The sequence below is a fragment of the Adhaeribacter soli genome (genome assembly GCF_008727925.1).
Lineage (GTDB): Bacteria > Bacteroidota > Bacteroidia > Cytophagales > Hymenobacteraceae > Adhaeribacter_A > Adhaeribacter_A soli.
This window is the reverse complement of the sequence record NZ_VTWT01000001.1, coordinates 566,653-583,746: the sequence shown is the minus strand read 5'-3', so window position 1 is coordinate 583,746 and position 17,094 is coordinate 566,653. Positions and strand designations below refer to the sequence as shown.

14 protein-coding genes and 1 tRNA gene are annotated in these 17,094 nt (G+C 47.3%); 6 read left to right on the top strand and 9 right to left on the bottom strand.

Annotation, left to right across the window (positions count from 1 at the left end; genetic code table 11):
- Positions 1–29 precede the first annotated feature (29 nt).
- The 3 genes from F0P94_RS02340 to F0P94_RS02330 all read right to left on the bottom strand — a co-directional run bounded on the left by F0P94_RS02340 (position 30) and on the right by F0P94_RS02330 (position 2,766).
- Positions 30–803 carry a patatin-like phospholipase family protein gene (locus tag F0P94_RS02340; RefSeq protein ID WP_225307096.1) on the bottom strand — a complete coding sequence of 258 codons (774 nt, stop codon included), beginning with the start codon at positions 801–803 and terminating at the stop codon, positions 30–32.
- Entirely contained in the window at positions 803–1,645 is an 843-nt protein-coding gene (locus F0P94_RS02335; RefSeq protein WP_150902084.1) for an MBL fold metallo-hydrolase, read from the bottom strand. Before F0P94_RS02335 ends, F0P94_RS02340 begins: the two co-directional genes overlap by 1 nt.
- A 137-nt stretch (positions 1,646–1,782) precedes the next feature.
- A complete protein-coding gene (locus F0P94_RS02330; protein ID WP_150902083.1) occupies positions 1,783–2,766 on the bottom strand; it encodes an acetyl-CoA carboxylase carboxyltransferase subunit alpha in 984 nt (327 codons plus the stop codon).
- A gap of 220 nt (positions 2,767–2,986) precedes the next feature.
- Here F0P94_RS02330 and F0P94_RS02325 point away from each other — a divergent pair.
- Both F0P94_RS02325 and F0P94_RS02320 read left to right on the top strand, forming a co-directional pair.
- Positions 2,987–3,060: transfer RNA gene (locus tag F0P94_RS02325), tRNA-Asp, on the top strand.
- A gap of 610 nt (positions 3,061–3,670) precedes the next feature.
- The gene (locus F0P94_RS02320) at positions 3,671–4,120 is read left to right on the top strand and encodes a hypothetical protein (RefSeq protein ID WP_150902082.1); all 450 of its coding nucleotides are present in this window, start codon (positions 3,671–3,673) and stop codon (positions 4,118–4,120) included.
- Here the strand turns inward: F0P94_RS02320 and F0P94_RS02315 are convergent.
- The 3 genes from F0P94_RS02315 to F0P94_RS02305 all read right to left on the bottom strand — a co-directional run bounded on the left by F0P94_RS02315 (position 4,110) and on the right by F0P94_RS02305 (position 7,660).
- Positions 4,110–4,496, bottom strand: a complete 387-nt coding sequence (locus tag F0P94_RS02315) for a hypothetical protein (RefSeq protein ID WP_150902081.1) — start codon at positions 4,494–4,496, stop codon at positions 4,110–4,112. The two genes, F0P94_RS02320 and F0P94_RS02315, sit on opposite strands and share 11 nt — an antisense overlap.
- Before the next feature lie 349 nt (positions 4,497–4,845).
- Complete coding sequence (locus F0P94_RS02310) at positions 4,846–5,271, bottom strand: helix-turn-helix transcriptional regulator (protein ID WP_191906885.1); 426 nt, start codon at positions 5,269–5,271, stop codon at positions 4,846–4,848.
- 685 nt (positions 5,272–5,956) lie between these two features.
- The gene (locus F0P94_RS02305; protein ID WP_191906884.1) at positions 5,957–7,660 is read right to left on the bottom strand and encodes a L,D-transpeptidase family protein; all 1,704 of its coding nucleotides are present in this window, start codon (positions 7,658–7,660) and stop codon (positions 5,957–5,959) included.
- A 273-nt stretch (positions 7,661–7,933) separates the two neighbouring features.
- Between F0P94_RS02305 and F0P94_RS02300 the strand changes: the two genes are divergently transcribed.
- On the top strand, positions 7,934–9,835 hold the full coding sequence (locus tag F0P94_RS02300; RefSeq protein WP_150902078.1) for a M1 family metallopeptidase: 1,902 nt from the start codon (positions 7,934–7,936) through the stop codon (positions 9,833–9,835).
- A gap of 69 nt (positions 9,836–9,904) precedes the next feature.
- Here F0P94_RS02300 and F0P94_RS02295 read toward each other — a convergent pair whose 3' ends face one another.
- On the bottom strand, positions 9,905–10,393 hold the full coding sequence (locus F0P94_RS02295) for a YciE/YciF ferroxidase family protein (protein WP_150902077.1): 489 nt from the start codon (positions 10,391–10,393) through the stop codon (positions 9,905–9,907).
- A gap of 578 nt (positions 10,394–10,971) precedes the next feature.
- Between F0P94_RS02295 and F0P94_RS02290 the strand changes: the two genes are divergently transcribed.
- A complete protein-coding gene (locus tag F0P94_RS02290; RefSeq protein WP_150902076.1) occupies positions 10,972–11,886 on the top strand; it encodes a cyanophycinase in 915 nt (304 codons plus the stop codon).
- A 402-nt stretch (positions 11,887–12,288) separates the two neighbouring features.
- On the opposite strand, the gene F0P94_RS02285 is transcribed toward F0P94_RS02290, so the two are convergent.
- Positions 12,289–13,257 (bottom strand): isoaspartyl peptidase/L-asparaginase family protein, encoded by a 969-nt coding sequence (locus F0P94_RS02285; protein WP_150902075.1) that lies wholly within the window; start codon positions 13,255–13,257, stop codon positions 12,289–12,291.
- Positions 13,258–13,509: 252 nt separating this feature from the next.
- Here F0P94_RS02285 and F0P94_RS02280 point away from each other — a divergent pair, with 252 nt between their 5' ends.
- The gene (locus tag F0P94_RS02280) at positions 13,510–13,893 is read left to right on the top strand and encodes a DUF3127 domain-containing protein (RefSeq protein ID WP_150902074.1); all 384 of its coding nucleotides are present in this window, start codon (positions 13,510–13,512) and stop codon (positions 13,891–13,893) included.
- A 79-nt stretch (positions 13,894–13,972) separates the two neighbouring features.
- Here F0P94_RS02280 and F0P94_RS02275 read toward each other — a convergent pair whose 3' ends face one another.
- Positions 13,973–14,152: a hypothetical protein gene (locus F0P94_RS02275; RefSeq protein WP_150902073.1), complete on the bottom strand. Its 180-nt coding sequence runs from the start codon at positions 14,150–14,152 to the stop codon at positions 13,973–13,975.
- Between the two features lie 318 nt (positions 14,153–14,470).
- Here F0P94_RS02275 and hrpB point away from each other — a divergent pair, with 318 nt between their 5' ends.
- On the top strand, positions 14,471–16,999 hold the full coding sequence (gene hrpB, locus F0P94_RS02270) for an ATP-dependent helicase HrpB (protein WP_150902072.1): 2,529 nt from the start codon (positions 14,471–14,473) through the stop codon (positions 16,997–16,999).
- Positions 17,000–17,094 lie beyond the last annotated feature (95 nt).

Sequence of the window (17,094 nt, the reverse complement as noted above, 5' to 3'; positions counted from 1 at the left end):
TATGGAAAAAGTAAAAACGAATATACTAATTATTGCGGAATAAGCGGCCTGAGTTTATCGGCTAAAGACAAGGTGTACTCATACCCGACTTTAAACAATTCTTCCGCTTTTGAATACTCCAGGATGCGGTAATTCTTCAGTTCCGGCGGCTCGATGAGCAGGTCACAGAATTTGAAGCGGGCCTGCACATTGTTGTTAATGGCCAGGTGAAAAGTCCGTTCGATCATGCCACGTACTGAAGAAATTTTTGCCTGGTGGTTCAGCGGGTTGCAATGCACGCCAATTACAAAATCGCTTCTATCGGTCAGGCACTCTACAGGCATGTTGTTCAGCAGGCCCCCGTCCAAAAGCAAATGATTCTGATATTCGATGGCTTTGTAAAGTAAGGGTACCGAACAGGAAGCCAGCAAAGGCTTAATGAGTTTTCCTTCCGAAAAATATACTACTATGCCCTGGTTAACATCCGAAGCCGTAATGATCACTTCTTTCTGCAGGTCTTCAAACGAAATATCACCCAGGTACTTCAGGAACACTTTTTCCACCTCGTCCAGGGTCATCAGGCCGAAGCGCGTAAAGGCGGGACGCATGAGCCGGGCAATGTTCGTTTCCTGTACCAGCTTCAGAATTTCTTCGGGTTTGTAACCGGCCGCATAAAAAACGCTCACAATAGCGCCCGAACTGGTTCCAGACATTACGGTAACCGGCACGCCAATCTCTTCCAAAGCCTTCAGCACGCCTAAGTGCGATATGCCCCGGGCAGCGCCGCCGGAAAAAGAAAGTCCAACGCGGATCTGGCCTGGCATTATACTTCCGAAAGCTTAAAGGTTTTTTCCAGCCTTACGCCTTTTTCGGTTTCCGTAACCGTGCAACATTCGTTTACCGAGTCGTGCTCGAAAAAGAGTACGTATTTATTTGCGGCAGCCGTGTTCAGAAAAGCTTCCTTTTCGGCCAACGTTAAAAGCGGACGGGTATCGTAGCCCATTACGTAAGGCAGCGGCAAATGCCCGACGGAAGGCAGCAGGTCGGCGGTATACACCAGCGTGCGGTCTTTGTAAGGAATTACCGGCAGCATCATTTTATCGGTGTGGCCGTCTACGTACAGGATATCGAATTGCGGGATTGGCGAAGGCTCGTTCGGATCGATGAACTTCAGGTGACCGCTTTCCTGCATCGGCAGAATGTTCTCCTTCAGGAAGCTGGCTTTTTCGCGGGCATTCGGGATTGTTGCCCATTTCCAGTGGTCTTTGTTGCTCCAGTACGTGGCGTTCGGGAAGGTAAGCTCGAAACCGGTGCCGTCTTTTTTGTATTTCACGCCACCGCCGCAGTGGTCGAAGTGCAGGTGGGTCAGGAAAACATCGGTAATATCTTCGGCTGAAAAACCCGCCTTCTTTAAAGAGCCATGCAGGGAGGCATCGCCGTGCAGGTAATAATGGCTGAAGAACTTCGCGTCCTGTTTGTCCCCAATACCGTTATCGATCAGGATCAGGCGGTTGCCGTCTTCGATCAAAAGGCAGCGCATGGCCCAGGTACACAAATTATTTTCGTCGGCCGGATTAGTGCGTTGCCAGAGCGTTTTCGGCACCACGCCAAACATGGCGCCGCCATCCAGCTTAAAAAATCCGGTATCAATTACGTGCAAATTCATGGCTCGATTGTTCGATTATTAGATATTCGATTGTTCGACTTTTTTTCCGGAAACCTGTACGGTTTTCCGGACGGGAGTTATCCTGATTAAAATAAATACAGCAACTTTTTGACTAGCTGCTGTATCCGTTTTCAGAATTAAATGATGGTGTAGTTGTTCTCAATGCCGCCGGACAGTTCGTTTACCACGCCCATGTTCGAGAATTTATCGATCCGTTGGGAGATTCGCTCGTCGGCGTCCATGGCTTCGAGTTCATCCAGCGTTTCCAAGATCTTTTTCTTCAGCGTTTTAACCATTTTCTCCGGGTTGGTGTGCGCACCACCAAGCGGTTCCTTAATAATGCCGTCTACCAGTTTGTATTTCAGCATGTCCGGAGCGGTTAGTTTCAGGGCTTCGGCAGCTTGTTCTTTGTAGTTCCAGCTCCGCCATAAAATAGAAGAACAGCTTTCCGGCGAAATAACCGAATACCAGGTGTTTTCCAGCATGAACACGCGGTCGCCGATGGCAATACCCAACGCGCCGCCGGAAGCCCCCTCCCCGATCACAATGCAGATTACCGGCACTTTCAGGGTGAACATTTCTTTCAGGTTTCGGGCTATGGCTTCGCCCTGGCCACGCTCTTCAGCTTCCAGGCCCGGGAATGCACCCGGCGTATCGATCAGGGTAACGATCGGTTTTCCGAATTTCTCGGCCATCCGCATTAAGCGTAAGGCTTTGCGGTATCCTTCCGGGTTCGCCATGCCGAAATTACGCATCTGGCGCTGCTTGGTGTTGCGGCCTTTCTGCTGACCAATGAACATGACCGTACGTCCGTCGAGCTCCCCGAAACCGCCTACCATGGCTTTGTCGTCGGCCACGTTGCGGTCGCCGTGCAGCTCAATGAATTTCTCGGCCATGCCCTGGATATAATCCAAGGTATAAGGCCGGTCGGCGTGGCGCGAAAGCTGAACCCGTTGCCAGCGGGTAAGGTTGGCATATGTTTCCTTTTTTAGGTTCTTTATTTTTTCTTCTAAGGCTTTTACCGCCTCCGAAACATCCACCTGGCTTTCATCAGCCAGTTTTTTCATTTCCTGCAACTTGCCTTCGAGGGCGGCAATTGGTTGTTCAAAATCCAAGAGCATAGTTTTTCCTTAAAATTTATCCTGCAAAGGTAAAAGAATCCTGTTAGTGAAGGAATTTCCGGGCAAGATTAATATGGTTAAAAAATAATTTAGCTGGAAATGAGCCCTTTAAAAAAAAGTTTTCCAAAACATTTGGCAGGTAAAGATCATCCTTCTACATTTGCATCATCAAAACGGAACAAACAAGCCGAAATTGCTGAAATGAAGAAGTTTTGAAAATGGTCCGGTAGTTCAGTTGGTTAGAATGCCGCCCTGTCACGGCGGAGGTCGCGGGTTCGAGTCCCGTCCGGACCGCAAAAAGCCTCTTAGGAAACTGAGGGGCTTTTTTTATGCATTTCCCTACCCTTTTTAACCGGCCGTAACTGAATCCCGTTGACTGAAGTCAACGGGAATGGATAATCTGTACGGCAGGTAATCTTTATTACAGGTAATCTTTATTATTTAAAGCGGTTTCAGACCATTATCAGGTAGTTCCTTCAAAACTTGGATCCCTTAATATATTATATCCACTGCCGTTGACTTTAGTCAACGGAATCCCTCTCCTGTTTCACCGAAAAAGCTGCTACCTTCAAATAAGACTTTTTCAATACCATCGGTATTAATTTGAGAAAATTATATCTTTTTCAACGAATTTCGTACAAATCTATAATCACCTGAAACAGCTTTTAAATAATAATTCTATATTTCGAAAAGGCAGTTTGCAAGTAACTAAACTAAAAAAGGAAAGCATGTCGCTGTTTATAAATAACCTGAACATAACCGTAAGGCCAATTGAAATTTAAAGTCAGCTTAAACGGGCAATTCTGCAGGAACGTCTTAAAAATAGCATTAAATTAATGCAGTGCTATTGTTTTAACAATAAATAGTCTGCATCTTTGATTTAACTATGAACCGTATGTTGCTTATGCACCTCATCTCGTGTCAATCAAAGCTTATTTTCCAGCAAGGGAACATCGATGTTCACTTGCTGGAGAAGTTTAAGGCGCTGGAAATTAATCTGGGAGGCTCGGTTTGTAACAGCGATTACAAAGCCGCAATGACGGAGGTCTTAAAGTTTACTCAAAAGCTGCACATCGAAAACTGGATTGTTGATGCCCGGGATTCGGACCGTTTTCCCATAAGGCTCGACAACTGGCATCTGAACTTTTACGGATCGGAACTACCTAAAACCAACGTGCGCAAAATAGCCCGGATCGCCAGCTATCATTTTCATTACGAAACCAATATTTCGCTGCTGATAACCAACCTGCTTAAAAAAACAAACCCGCCTTATTCCTTCCAGTACAAAGCCGATACTAACGAGGCGCTGGAATGGTTCATGGAAAGTAATTCTTCCGAAAAGATCAGGGGTTAATCAGGTTGAACCCTCCATTGCCCTGATCCCCTGCATTATCGCTTTCGCGCAAAAACTTCATGATCAGGCCGATCAGCAAGGCTTCAATCTTTTCCTCTTCGGTTTTGGGCTGAATGGTCTTCTCTCCTTCCTGGGCAAACGTAATTTTAATAAGCGACGGCGCTTTCAATTTCATCTCCACCTGTTCGAGCTGCCATTGGTAAGTACTGATCTCAAGCAGCCGGTCAATATTGAACTGACCGTAATCTTCTATGCGCCTATTCTCAGCCTGCAGGGCATCCAATAATTCGTCTACGGAATGCACCTTCTCCTTAATTTCTAACAAAAAAGCCAGTACATCCACCTTCTTTATGTTATCCTGTAATTCGGTTTGCATATAATTTGTGAGAGCTGAATTGAGAGCAAAAATAAAAAAAATTCTTAGCTGTATCGTGAAGTCAGGATGCCGGAGCGCCCAGGCAGAAGGTCAGTGCTTTTATTATAAAAACAGCAGAAAACCGCCCCGGTTAAGGCATTCACTAAGTTTCTGCTTTAATTTAAACCAGCTTTATGTAATACAGGTTAAACCTTAGCAGCAATCACCAACCCTATCGCCTTTATAAATATGGTAAACCTTTGTTCGCTTCCCCTGTTCTCCTTGCAGGCGAAAGTTATAAAGGTCGGTTCCTTACGCAAGATTCGCCCCAACGACTTTGCTTATTTATTTCTTTAATTCAATTTCAGGATCAGGGGTTATACTCTTCGAAAGAATTATCGGAATAGAAAAGCAGCACTTTTTTTAACGTTTTGGTTACCGTTCGGGAAGGAGCTGAATCCTTATTAACCGGTTCAGCACTTTGTATTTTTTCATTCTTTTCACTACTCGGTGTTATTTCCCTAGCAATTGCAGAAGGAGTAACATCTTGCTGAACCTGGCTTTCTGATTCGCTTGCTTTTACTTCGGATGCGAGCATCTTGCCCTCGCCGGTCAGCAGCCAGTTGCGGTTCAGTTCCGGAAAATGAAGGGCTATCTTTTGTACAACCTCCAGGCTGGGCCGGTTACGCCCGGTCAGGATATGGCTTATTACCGGCCGCGAGACTTCGATCTTATCGGCCAAAGCAGTTGGGCTAAGCTGCCAATGGGAGGCAATCTTCTTAATGCGTTCGAGCAAAATTTACAGATTAAATACTTTCCAGTTACAACTTACAAATAAACAAAAGTTTTTCCGGTTCCAAAATCCGGTAGATACAAAACCGCACCTCTATTCAACCTTTCCTTTAATTTTAGGGCTATTAGCTTCACATTATAAACTACATACCCAATTTTTAAATACTTATTTACTTTTGTAAATACATTTGTAAACTCAATTTACAAATGTATTTACAAAAGTAAACAGCCAAATTCAAATGGTTTAACCCTCGTTTCAGGTTTTATCTGATCTGGCGGGCTTTGAACCCGAAGTCATTAACCGACAAAAGCGAATTCCTTACGGCTATGACTTAATGACAGAAGGTTACTTACCGGAAAATTTTGCCTGAAGACAAGTTGCCGGCAAGCTTTTCTTAGTTGCTTAACCTGGTCTTTTATGCAGGTCTCCGAAAGCATATTTAAATTTTTTAAAATTTCTTCCTTCCGTTTTTTTTAATGCCAGCTTATAATTTCAGGTTAACCTTTTATAACCGGCTCAGGAACAAGCAACATTTCAAATTTAATTATTCTTACATGCCTCTTACTTGCCTATGCATGACCGGCAAAAGAACAAGTTACTGCCGAAGAGCTTCGGGCCAGGAAAAAACAAAAAGGCCCGGACAATCCATGAGATTGCCCGGGCCTTTTATTTATACTATTTTTAATTCTTAACCGAAGTACTCTTTTTTCAGGTCTTCGTCGTGGTTATAGAGATCCTGGTAGAAGTGCACATTGCCGGTATTATCTACCCAACTGGTAAAGTAAACAATGTAAACCGGCACCTTGGCTTTCAGGGTAACCCATTGTTCTTCTCCCGTTGCCATGGCCTGCTGGATTGCTTCCGGATCCCATTCCGGCCGGTCCTTTAACAGGTACTCTGCCAGGCTGGCCGGATCTTCCAATCGGATACAGCCGTGGCTGAAACCGCGCTGATCCTGGTTAAATAAGTTCTCGAAAGGGGTACCATGCAGGTAAACGTTGTATTCGTTCGGGAACAGGAATTTTACCGGGCCAAGCGCATTTTTAGGGCCGGGCTTCTGGCGGATCAGTAATTTAAAGTTCTTGGCCGTAACCGAATTCCAGTCGATGCTGGATGGCGAAACCTGCTTTACGTTTTTGCCTTGGCCCGAAACAATTTCCATGTTCTGAGAAGCCAGGAAATTCGGATTCTTGAGCATGTTCGGCTTTATTTCATTCTCCACAATGGAGTTCGGCACGTTCCAGTACGGAGAGAAAACCACGTACTCCAGCTTATCGCTGAACACCGGGGTAGAGTGCATCGACTTGCCCACGATCACTTTCATGGTCAGTACTTCCTTGCCGTTTTCGATCACGTGCATGGTATAGCGCGGAATGTTTACGAAGATGTACTTATCTTCAAATTTTTTCGGGATCCAGCGCCAGCGCTCCATATTGATGATAAGCTGATCGATGCGGTCATCCAAAGGAATATTCAACAGCTTTACCGTGGCCGGACCAATAACGCCATCCGCTTTCAGGCCGTTAAGTTCCTGGAATTTCTTTACCAGTACTTCCAGGTTGGCATCGTAAAGGGTATCGTTCTGCCCGTTTAAAGTCTTGGCTTTTTGCGGCTCATATTCCATGAGTAAGCGTTTGCGGAGAACGGCTACCTGAGGCGAAACATCGTTAGGCTTCAGTTTCTTTACTTCTTCCACCTTTGGCCATTCACCGAATTGCTGCAGGTCGCGGTATTTTTTGAGGGCGGTGCGCAAACGGTCGTACTCCGGGTGAAGCGGGGCAAATTCGTAATACGGGTATTTGCTTTCCCGCTCTTTCAGGATGGTTTGCAGCGCCTTGTTCAGCTTGATCTTGTTCTTTTTAACTTTCCAGTCAATAGAACTCACTTTGCGCGGGTTTACCATGCCTTTGTAAAAATCGGTGCCGTAGTGAAAATAAGAAGCAGTTAAGGCTATATCGAGTTCCTGCTGCAGTTTGGTTTGGGTGGCTTCGTCCTTCGTTTCGACATACGCCTTGTACATCTGGTCGAAGTTCTTCAGTTTATAATTATCCGGGTTCAGGCCTTCCTGGTCGGCTTTGCTAATCACTTCCTTAAATTTGTTTGCCTGAGGCACCAGTTCGCCGTTTTTAAACCAGGCCAGTTTAAAGCCCCGGTCGCGGTAAAAAAGGCGCACCAGTTTTTCGTGCTCTTTAAACTCCGGCACACTTCTTACATAACTGATAATAAAAACACTGTCCATTACCACCACTTTGCCTTTCGCCGAACGGCTGTCGGAAGTGGAAGCTTTTTCGTTATTTTCCTCATTCTTATTACTTTGCTGTCCACAGGAAACAAACAGCACCAGCAAAAAGGGTAAAATAAACAGAAATTTTAATCTGAAAGCGTAACTCATATTCGGAAAGCAGGATTGCATAAATGGTTTGTAGAAGCAGTTTGGTGTATGATGGGTTAATTTGCCTTTTAATTACTCCTGAAACGAAAAGAATGTTCGGGATTACTACCTTTCGGCTTTCGGGAACAAGGGCATAATTACTTTTTAACCGAAAAATCCTACCCTTTTATAAGTTAAATAAAATATTCCTTCCCGTTTTACGTCTGAATAAGACAGGCACCCCCAAATTCTGCTTAGATTTTAATAAATTGCCTGCAACAAGCTTTTAAGAATATGAACTCCCGCACGACACTTGTGCTGCTTTCGGCCGTGGCAGCGCTGCATTTGCACGGCTGTAATACTAAACCTATGAAAGAAAATAAAATGGAAACCACCCAGGAAACTGCGCTTGCCACCCCTGCCCGGGATGTGCACAGTTATTCGAACCCGGCGGAAGTAGCCGTAAAGCACCTCGACCTGGATATTGAAGTGCTCTTCGACCAGAAAATTATCCGCGGCAAAGCCACCTACCAGCTCGACCGGAAAAAAGATACCGACAAGATCATTCTCGACAGCCGCAACCTGAAGATCCGGAATGTGTTCGATACAACTAAAAAACAGGACCTTGCTTTTTCTCTGGGCGAAAACCAGCCTACGTTCGGGCAACCTCTTGAAATTCAGTTAAACCCCGATACCAAAGCCATTACCATCGAGTATGAAACATCGCCGGAGGCGGCAGCTTTGCAATGGCTCAGTCCGCAACAAACCGCCGGCAAAGTGCACCCTTTCCTGTTTACCCAGTCCCAGGCCATTCTGGCGCGCACCTGGATCCCGTGCCAGGACAGCCCGGGCGTTCGGTTTACTTATAACGCCAAAGTAAAAGCGCCGAAAGAGATGCTGGCCGTAATGAGCGCCGAAAATCCGCAAAAGAAATCAGCCGACGGGGTTTACACCTTTAAAATGGATCAGCCGATACCCTCCTATTTAATGGCGCTTTCGGTGGGCGACCTGGCTTTTAAACCCCTTAGCAACCGCACCGGCATTTACGCGGAACCGGTATCGCTGGAGGCTGCGGCTTATGAGTTTGCGGAGCTGGACAAAATGCTGGTAACGGCCGAAAAGATCTACGGCAAATACCGCTGGGGCCGCTACGACCTGCTTTTGCTTCCGCCGAGTTTCCCTTTCGGCGGCATGGAAAACCCGCGCATTACCTTTGTTACACCCACCATTCTGGCCGGCGACCGATCGCTTACAAGTTTAGTGGCGCACGAACTGGCCCATTCGTGGTCGGGCAACCTGGTTACGAACGCTACCTGGAACGATTTCTGGCTGAACGAAGGCTTTACGGTTTATTTTGAGCGCCGCATTATGGAAGCTATGTACGGCGAAGAATACTCGGATATGCTGAAAGTTTTGGGACACCAGGACTTGCACCGCACCTTGGAGGAACTGGGCTCAGACCAACCGGACACCCGCCTTCGCCTGGAACTGGAAGGCCGCGATCCGGATGAAGGCCTGACCGATATTGCGTACGAAAAAGGAAATTACTTCCTGCTGAATATAGAAAATGCCGTAGGCCGCGATAAATTCGACCAATTCCTGAACAAGTACTTCAACCAGTTTGCTTTCCAGACCACAACTACGGAAAGTTTTGTGAATTTCCTGAACAAGGAGCTGATTAAAGGCGATGCGGAACTGGCAAAAAAAATAAACCTGGAAGCCTGGATCTACCAGCCTGGTATTCCGGCCGGGGCCATTCCAATTTCTTCAACCCGTTTTGAAAAAGCTGCCCAGGCTGCCACCGACTGGCAGAAAGGCAAACCAGCAAAAGAAATAAGCACCAAAGACTGGTCGAGCCACGAATGGCTGCACTTTCTCCGCCAATTGCCCGCTAAGCTGACTCCGGAGCAAATGCAGGAACTGGACAAGGCTTTTAATTTCACCAATTCAGGCAACTCCGAAATTCTGGCAGCCTGGCTCGAAATTGCCGTTAAAAATAATTACCGCCCCGCCGACAAAGCCCTGGAAAACTTCCTCACGCACGTTGGCCGTCGCAAATTCCTGATCCCGCTTTACAAGGCTTTATTAGAAAGCCCGGAAGGCAGAGAACGTGCCCAGGCGATCTACAAAAAAGCCCGGACGAATTACCATGCCGTTTCTACGGCTACCATCGATGAACTTTTAGCTAAAAAATAGTACCGTTTTTGAATAAAAAAGCCGGCCTGATAAATTATCAGGCCGGCTTTTTTATTCTTTCCAGGTTGCTTACCGGGCTACCGGATTTACCATTTCCTCGGCAATGGCCGTTAGTTTTTCGTCCGTAGATTTCTCTTCGTCGAGGGTTTCTTTCAGCAACGGAAGCACATCTTTCAGGCCTAAGATCTTCGCATACGTGCAAACTGTACCGTAGCCGGCAATTTCGTAATGCTCGATGCGCTGGGCAATACCGATGATACCGGCATCCATAACGGCCGGATCGGCATCTTCTTTCATAAATTCCTGCCCTTCCCGGATAAGGCCTTCCATAGCATTGCATTTTAAGCCTTTGCCATCGGTACCCAGGATCTGGCACACTTTGTCGAGGCGGGTTACCTGGTTCTGGGTTTCTTTGAAGTGCTGGTTAATGGCATTTTTTAACGCCGGGGCAGTTGCTTTGTCCATCATTTTAGGCATAGCCACCAATAATTGCTGCTCCGCGTTGTAAAGGTCTTTTAAATCGTGAATGAGTAAATCGGTTAAGGTTTTTAGTTGCATAATATTTTATGATTAAGGTGGAAAATTGAACCAGCCATAAATTACGACCTCCTTTACAACCAGACCTGTCAGGTTTTGTTTTCAGGTTTTCAGTTTTAAGAATATTTTTTTTCTTTTATTGTCTGAATCAGGATTTTCAGGATGGAGGGATTTTCAGGATCTTCTGCAAAAAATACGCTAAGAGTGACGTGGGAAGAAAAAAAGAAGTAAAACGGATAGTACTACCTGCAGCGTTAAGCGAAATATCAGTATCCACTCCTTTTCCGGGTTTGGGCTTACGCGCAGTTTTTCTCGGAACATCCATATCTTTTCTCCTGGATCATTTTTTGAAATAAAAATCCTGTCTTTCCAATAATTCCCTGAAATCGTGTTCAGACAACCTGTTTTGCGGAACATCAGGCAACATAAACTGGCCTTTCCTAATCGGGTAGCTTTCAAAGACCTCTAAATCTGCTTGTTTATTTCAGGCAATTTAAGATTCTGAGCCTAGTTACAGATATCCAACTTCCTGTGCCTTTCAAACTTTAAGTAACTCCTTTCCTGAATTTCGTATATAGGTTTTCAAATAAAACACGCACATGAGTACCGCACTACCGAAAGGAAAATTAATGGCAATTGGCGGAAACGAAGACAAGGGCACTTATCCGAATCCGCGCGCCAAACGATTTTACCGGCTAAATTTTTTCGAACTGGGAATTTTGAAACGCTTCCTGCAGGAACTGAAAAAGAAAACCCCGCGCATAGAAATAATCACCACGGCTTCGCTTATTCCGCTGGAAGTTGGCGACCGGTATTTAAATGCTTTTAAACTGCTGAACATCGAAGATATCGGTTTCATGCACATCGATTCGGAAGAAGAAGCCCGAAAACCGGAATACCTCGAGCGGTTAAAGTCAGCCGACGGCGTGATGTTTACCGGCGGCGACCAGTCCCGAATCACGCAAATGTTCCTGAATACTGATTTTCTGGACTTATTGAAATTGCGGTACCTGGAGGAAGAAAACTTTGTAATTGCGGGCACCAGCGCCGGGGCCATGGCCATGTCTGAAATCATGGTCCGGGGCGGAAGTGTAGCCAATGCTTTGCTGAAAGGTTCCGTGAAAATGGGAACGGGCTTAGGCCTGATCCGGGGGGTGATCATCGATTCGCACTTTGTAAAACGCGGGCGTTTTGGCCGGCTCATAGAAGCGGTTGCCCTGCATGACAAAGTAATCGGCATTGGTTTGGGCGAAGACACCGGCGTACTGATCACCAAAGGCCATTTTATTGAAACAATCGGCTCCAACCTGGTGATCATTATCGACGGACACCACATTCAGCACAACAATGCGCCCCGGGTAGACAAAGGCACTCCCCTTTCCATCGAAAACGTAGAATTACACGTGCTGGCTAAAGGCAACGTGTACGATATGAGTACCCGGGAATTCTATGCCGATTTCGAAGACCATCAGGAATGGCTCAACTCCCAGGCACCGCCGGAATTGCGTTATTAAAGCTGTAATGAGAATATTTGTTTCTGATTTTCTGGTTAAAATGATACTGTTTTCGGTCTGAATTTTTCAAAACATTAAAGCCAAACCAAGCTGAGGAGCTATCTAATAAATAAGCTTGTTATCCTGAGCGAAAGCGAAGGACCTCGTTGGCTCTTAGTTCCAAAGCCAGACCAGTAGCCGACAATTTGTTTCAGAGCTTCGTTCGCAAGTTCCGCACACCCGTGCTCACTTGTACACTAAATAACAGCAATTTTGAGAATGAAACACCCTGCTCCACTAGTACACAGTCAATTTAATTTTTAGAAAGTGGGATTACAAATCCCACGGCTCGGTTAAGACGGGATTACAAATCCCGTCAAGCAAATTCTATAAATTAAATTGAATGTGTACTAGCTCGCTTCATCAATCGCCGTAAATGCCGATGAAAGCCGGTTCCTGGTTAACCCGGCAGGCCCGGTACATGCCTTCCGAATTAAATGGCAGGGCAATATTGCCTTTGGCATCTACAGCCACTAATCCGCCTTCTCCGCCAAGTTTTACCAGTTTCTCGTTTACCACTATTTTGCAGGCCTCCTGAAGCGAAAGCCCTTTATATTCCATTAAGCAGGAAATATCGTAAGCAACCACCGCCCGCATAAAGTATTCCCCGTGGCCGGTGCAGGAAATGGCACAGGTTGCGTTGTTGGCATACGTTCCGGAGCCAATGATCGGAGAATCGCCGATACGGTTAAATTTTTTGTTCGTCATACCGCCCGTAGAAGTGGCAGCCGCCAGGTTGCCGGCCTTGTCCAACGCTACTGCCCCAACCGTTCCGAACTTCTTTTCTTTATTATCCGGCAAAGGGGGCTGAACTGGCGCCGGAATATCTTCGGTGTGGTCCAGCATAAAAATGTCGGAATCGCGGATCTCCTGCCACTGTTCGTAGCGTTGTTGGGTGTAGAAATATTCGTCCGGTTCGAAACCGAGGTGGTACTTGCGGGCAAATTCTTCCGCTCCCGGGTATACCAGCATTACATGGTCCGAATTCTGCAAAATGCAATGCGCCAGCTTCACGGGGTTTTTAACGTTCCGGACGCCGGCCACTGCACCGGCTGCCAGCGTTCGACCGCACATGATGGCAGCATCCATTTCGTGCTTGCCGGCTTTGGTAAAAACCGAGCCTTTGCCGGCATTAAACAAGTCGCAATCTTCCAGCCAGGCCACCGTGGCCTCCACAGCTTCCAGGGCGGATTTACCGGCCGTTAAAAGTCCTGAACCAACCATAAGAGCAGTTTCCAGGGCTTTCCGGTAATTGGCTTCATTTTCCGGGGTCATTACCTGGCGCGTAATGGTGCCGGCGCCGCCATGAAGGGCAATTGCAAAATTATTCATAAGTGGTTTTTAAGCTTAAATACGTACCGTTTGCCCCCATACGCAAATAAAGAAGTTAGGTGGCAGGCTTCTTTTAAAATCCTGTTCCGGTACAGCAACCCATACCCCGGAAGATAAAATTTAAATAATTAAAACTGAAAAGGTTAGTTTAAAAAGCAGGGAATTAAGCAATAATAAGGCAGCTGAAATGGAATTAATATGGCCGGTTTTTCGTATATTTGTATATATAAAAATCAATAAAATAGAAGGATTATGGCTTACGACGCCCAAGGCAAATTACACGAGATTTTTGACGAACAACAGGTAAGTGAGAAATTCCGCAAACGCGAGTTTGTGCTTGAGATTCCAGATGGCGCTTACACCCAATTCATAAAATTCCAGCTTACCCAGGATAAATGCAACCTGTTAGACCAATTCAATGTAGGTGACGAAGTGAAGGTAGCTTTTAACCTTTCCGGTAAACCTTTTACCAAGAACGGTACAACCATGTACTTCACCAATTTAGGTGCTTGGCGGGTAGAAGCCGCTAACGGTGCTTCCGCTGGCAACAGCAGCGCACCGCGCAGCAACAATGCCGCCCAGCCGGCTGCTTCCACCTTCGTAATGGACGAAGCGGACAACGATCTTCCGTTCTAATCGGAAATAAAGTTAACTTATAAAAAATGCGGCTTCTTTTAAAGGGCCGCATTTTTGTTTTCTTTTAGTGGCAATTTCCTTATGGCCGCGGGTGCGCTTTCCGGTAACCAACCACCAGAATAATGATCCAGACCGGGAAGAAAGCCGTGAAAATGGAAGCAAAGTAAGGATCTACGGCATAGCTCAGAATTATGGTAGCCAGAAAGTTTAGTAACAAACCGATGGTTCCTATTATATAATATGGATTGCGTTTTTTCATAGGTTTTGCCTAAGGCTTTCAATTTCCCTTTTTTAATTCTTAACGGCAAAATGGAAATTCAGAAAGAACCACTGGCCCGATTCCGAAATATTTTTTTTAAGAAACCAGGTTCCTTAAATTTAGGTATTTAAATCCGTTTACCTGGTCCTGTTCTGGCCGCTATTCCGAAGGTTATCCTTAATGAAAAACAGTAACAATTTCCCAGTAAAAAGTGCTTCGCTTCAAACTCACGTGCTGCTTACTGCCGGTTTACTGAATTAACGGTATTTTTGGTACTTCCTTTAAATAATATTGCCAGTAGCTTTCTCTTTAAAACTTATGCCATTCGAATTCCTGCCCGATCTTCCGGTTAAAGCGGTACTTCCAGCACTTGGGGCTGCATTGGCTTCCTCGAACCGGGCCATTCTGGAGGCTCCTCCTGGAGCCGGTAAAACCACCCTGGTACCTCTGGCGCTCTTAAATGCCTCCTGGCGGGAAGATAACCGGATCTTAATGCTGGAGCCTCGGCGGCTGGCAGCCCGCGCAGCAGCCCAACGCATGGCCCAGCTTTTAGATGAACCAGTAGGGAAAACGGTAGGTTACCGGGTAAGGCTGGAAAAAGTAATATCGGAGCAAACGCGCATAGAAGTAGTTACCGAGGGCATTCTTACCCGGATGTTGCAGGATGACCCTACGCTGGAAGGGATTGCCGCGATCATATTCGATGAATTTCATGAGCGAAGCATGCAGGCAGACCTTGGCCTGGCTTTAGCCCTGGATGCCCAGCAGGTATTGCGCCCCGATTTACGGCTTCTGGTCATGAGCGCCACCCTGGATGCTAAAGGAATCGGGGCATGGCTGGAAGCGCCCGTTATAAGCAGCGAAGGCAAAATGTACCCGGTAGATACGGTTTACCTCACGCCTGCCGAAGTAGCTGCCCTGGATTCCCGGCCCGCCGCTAAATTAGCGACGGCAGTTCCCAAAGCGATCCGGCAGGCCCTGAAAAATTATCCGGAAGGCGATATCCTGGTTTTCCTGCCCGGGATCGGGGAAATAAAAAAAGCAGCCGGCCTGCTGGAAAATTCCTTGCCCGAAACCACCGATCTGCATTTGCTGCACGGCGAACTGCCGCTGCCCCAGCAACAAGCAGCCATTCAGCCTGCTCCTGCTGGCCGGCGGAAAGTAGTGCTGGCCACCAGCATTGCCGAAACCAGTTTAACCATAGAAGGCGTGCGCATAGTGATTGACGGCGGCTTTTCCCGGGTTCCGAAATTTGTACCGCGTACCGGCTTAACTGCCCTGGCTACCATCCCGGTATCCGCCGCCGCCGCCGACCAACGGCGGGGCCGCGCCGGCAGGCTTGGTCCCGGCATTTGCTACCGGTTGTGGTCTGCTGCCGATCAGTTGCATTTATTACCCCAATTGCCGCCGGAGATCCGCGAAGCCGACCTGAGCGGCCTGTTACTGGAGCTGGCCATTTGGGGCACCAGGGACATTACTACGCTGCATTGGCTTGACCTGCCCCACCCGGCAGCCATTGCCCAGGCCAAAGATCTGCTGATAAGGCTGGAGGCTTTAAGCCCGAACGGGCAACCTACCCCGCACGGCCGAAGTATTGCTACTTTGGGTTTAGCGCCCCGGCTTGGCCATCTGGTAATTAAAGGCCAGGAAGTGAACGAAGGGCCGACTGCCTGCAGCTTAGCGGCTTTGCTGGGAGAGCGCGACATGCTGAAACCACTGGAAAGTTATCGGAACGAACAACCTGACCTGCAGCTAAGACTCGAGATCCTGAACGGACAACGTCCGCATACCCCCGGTTTTGTAATCGAGGAAAATGTGCTCCGAAGGATCCGGGAACAGGCGAAAAGCCTCCGCCAAAGACTAAAAATTCAGGATGCAGGTTTAAACCCGGATGCTGCCGGTCTGCTTACCGCCCTTGCTTATCCGGACCGCCTCGCCCAGCGAGAGACCTCCGGCAAGGTACGCCTGATCAGCGGACAAAAGGCGCAACTGGCAACCGAGCAATTCGGGGAAGCGGAATTTTATGCCATTGCCCAGTTAGATGCCGGACAACATCCCCGAATTCAACTGGCTGCCCCGATTTCCAAAGCCGAGATTTTAAAGCACTTTGCCGCCCAGCTGGAAAAGACCCAGGAAATAAAGTTTGATGTTAACTCTAACCGGATCGTGGCCCGCCAGCTTACCAGTTTAGGCGCGCTGGTACTGGAAGAAACCAGTTTAAGCAAACCCGATCCGGAACTGGTAGCGGAGGTAATGATAAAGGCTTTGCTGGAACGGGGAATTGAACGGCTGCCTTGGTCAGACGCGGCTAAAAAGCTTCGGCAGAGACTGGCATTCCTGCATCATTACTTCCCGGATGCCTGGCCCGACTTAGCGAACGAAAACCTGGAAGAAACCGCGGACGAATGGCTGCTGCCGCATTTAGTCGGATTGAAATCGTTGGATGAAATAGCCAGACTGGATTTTTTCGAAATTTTGCTAGCATTTTTTCCCTGGGAACAGCGCACCGAACTCGACAGGTTAGCCCCTACCCACCTGGATGTTCCCAGCGGCTCCCGCATTCCGCTGGATTACACCGATCCGGCTTCTCCGGTTTTGGCGGTACGGTTGCAGGAGGTTTTCGGATTACTGGATACGCCCCGGATCGGCGGAGGGAAAGTGCCTTTGCTTATTCATTTGCTTTCGCCGGCTTCCCGTCCGGTGCAGGTAACCAAAGACTTGCGAAGTTTCTGGAATTCGGGGTATTTTGAGGTAAGAAAAGATTTGCGGGGCCGATATCCGAAACATCATTGGCCCGAAGATCCTTTAAGCGCTATTCCTACCCGAAGTATAAAAAGAAGGAGTTGAAATCTCCGGGCGAAGCCTTACGAAAAAGCGAAGCTGCATCCGGATTGCCCGGTAAGGCTGCCTCGCTTTTTTGTAACGGTTTGAGTTTTTCAGCT